2 protein-coding genes and 1 pseudogene are annotated in these 2,037 nt (G+C 66.1%); 1 reads left to right on the forward strand and 2 read right to left on the reverse strand.

Features of this window, described 5'->3' with window-relative positions:
* Positions 1 to 527, forward strand: a pseudogene (gene glyA / locus HMPREF2716_RS24255) (serine hydroxymethyltransferase); the annotation flags it as partial.
* A gap of 77 nt (positions 528 to 604) precedes the next feature.
* On the opposite strand, the gene HMPREF2716_RS24260 reads toward glyA, so the two are convergent.
* Both HMPREF2716_RS24260 and yjiA read right to left on the reverse strand, forming a co-directional pair.
* Positions 605 to 940 carry a hypothetical protein gene (locus tag HMPREF2716_RS24260; RefSeq protein WP_228380309.1) on the reverse strand — a complete coding sequence of 112 codons (336 nt, stop codon included), beginning with the start codon at positions 938 to 940 and terminating at the stop codon, positions 605 to 607.
* Between the two features lie 67 nt (positions 941 to 1,007).
* Positions 1,008 to 2,012, reverse strand: a complete 1,005-nt coding sequence (gene yjiA, locus HMPREF2716_RS24265; RefSeq protein ID WP_070622030.1) for a GTPase — start codon at positions 2,010 to 2,012, stop codon at positions 1,008 to 1,010.
* Positions 2,013 to 2,037: the final 25 nt, after the last annotated feature.

Here is a 2,037-nt window from a genome sequence, read left to right on the forward strand (position 1 = left end):
CCAACGAGGAGATCGAGAAGAAGCTCAACTCCGCAGTATTCCCCGGCGCCCAGGGCGGTCCGCTGGAGCACGTGATCGCGGCCAAGGCGGTGTGCTTCAAGGAAGCCCTGCAGCCGGAGTTCAAGACCTACCAGCAGCAGGTCCTGAAGAACGCCCAGAGCATGGCCCAGGTCTTCCTCGACCGCGGTTTCGACGTGGTTTCCGGCGGCACCCAGAACCACCTGTTCCTGCTCTCCCTGATCAAGCAGGACATCACCGGCAAAGACGCCGACGCCGCCCTCGGCCGCGCGTTCATCACCGTGAACAAGAACTCGGTCCCGAACGACCCGCGCTCGCCGTTCGTCACCTCCGGCCTGCGCATCGGTACCCCGGCCGTGACCACCCGCGGCTTCAAGGAAGCCGAGTGCCGCGAGCTGGCCGGCTGGATCTGCGACATCCTCGAGAACATGGGCGACGAGTCCGTGGTCGACGGCGTACGCGAGAAGGTCAAGGCGATCTGCGCCAAGTTCCCGGTCTACGGCAACTAAGCGACAAGGCAAGACGAAAGAGCCCGGCAAATGCCGGGCTTTTTCATTTCCTCCGAGGGAGGAGGCGCCGGGTAGCGTTATCGCCGGTCCTCGACATGGATCACCGCCAAGGCCTCGGCATCCTCGCCCCGCCGGGAGCGGCCGTGCATGCCGACGAGCAGCTCGCCGGCGTCCTCCTCCAGTTCCTCGCGAGGGACGAAGGTAAGGATGTCCGGGTGATGCCCGGTCACCACCCAGCCGCGGCCGTTGTCCAGGGTGATCACACCGAAGTCGCCCGCCGGCGTGCCGACCTGTACCGCTCCCCACTCGGCCAGCAATGCCCGCGCCTGGGCCGCGAGGTCCGGCTCCGGCTGCGTGAGGATCACGCAAGTGCCCTGGGCGAACAGCACCCAGGATTTGTCCGCGCCACGGATGCAGTCCCGTCAGGCGCCGATCAATGCGTCCCTGTCCATTTCCACGCTCCTTTGGCGTCGATGCGCCTCAGCGGCCTTCGACGATGCGTTCGAAGCCCTCGCGGATACTGTCCTCCGGCAGGTTGTCGCCGATGAACACGATCACGCTCTCGCGCGCCTCGTCGTCCCGCCACTCGCTATCCCAGTCGAAGCCGTAGAGTCGCAGCACGCCCTGGAACACCAGGCGACGCGGCTCGTCGGCGATGTTCAGCACGCCCTTGTAGCGCAGCAGGGAATTGCCATGCCACTGCAACAGGTCGTCCATGAACTCGCTCAGCCTTTCGAGATCGAGCGGCGTGTCGCTGCGCAGTACCAGGGGGCCGATGCGATCGCGGCTGTCCTTGGCTGCCACCGCTCGCAGCGGGCGCAGGCCGATGCCAGGACCGAGGTCGGCGTTGAGGTTGAAGCCACGTACGTCGAGCAGGTGCGCCAGGTCGATGCGGCCGTGCTCGACCACATGCACCAGCGCCCTCCGGTTGATCCGTTGCAGGCGCTGGCCCAGGGCCTCGAAGGTGGCGGCGTCGACCAGGTCGGTCTTGCTCACCAGGATGCGGTCGGCAAAGCCGACCTGGGCCTGGGCGATGGTTTCCTGCAGGTGACGCTCGGCGTTGGCGGCGTCCACCAGGGTGATGATGCCGTCCAGCACGTAGCGCTGGCAGAGTTCCTCGTCGGCGAAGAAGGTCTGCGCCACCGGCGCCGGATCGGCCAGGCCGGTGCACTCGATCACCAGGCGGTCGAAGTCGATCTCGCCGTTGTCGCGGCGCTCCAGCAGGAGGAACAGGGCCTTTTCCAGGTCGGTGTTGATCGAGCAGCAGACGCAGCCGTTGGACAGCGTCATCACCTGCACCGGCTCGACGCCGAGCAACTGGCCGTCGATCGGCGTCTCGCTGTACTCGTTCTCGATCACCGCGATCTTCATGCCGTGCTCGGCCTGTAGCAGGTACTTGAGCAGGGTGGTCTTGCCGGCGCCGAGGAAGCCGGTGAGCACGGTAACGGGGATCGGGGCGTGGTTGTCGTTGGCTACTTCGGACATGCGCAACTTCCAGAAAAGACGCGGG

Source organism: Pseudomonas sp. HMSC076A11 (assembly GCF_001810205.1).
In the GTDB taxonomy this organism is placed as follows: domain Bacteria; phylum Pseudomonadota; class Gammaproteobacteria; order Pseudomonadales; family Pseudomonadaceae; genus Pseudomonas; species Pseudomonas aeruginosa.

Excerpts from the sequence above, each read along its gene's own strand:
- yjiA (WP_070622030.1), bottom strand. The coding sequence starts at position 2,012 with ATGTCCGAAGTAGCCAACGACAACCACGCCCCGATCCCCGTTACCGTG.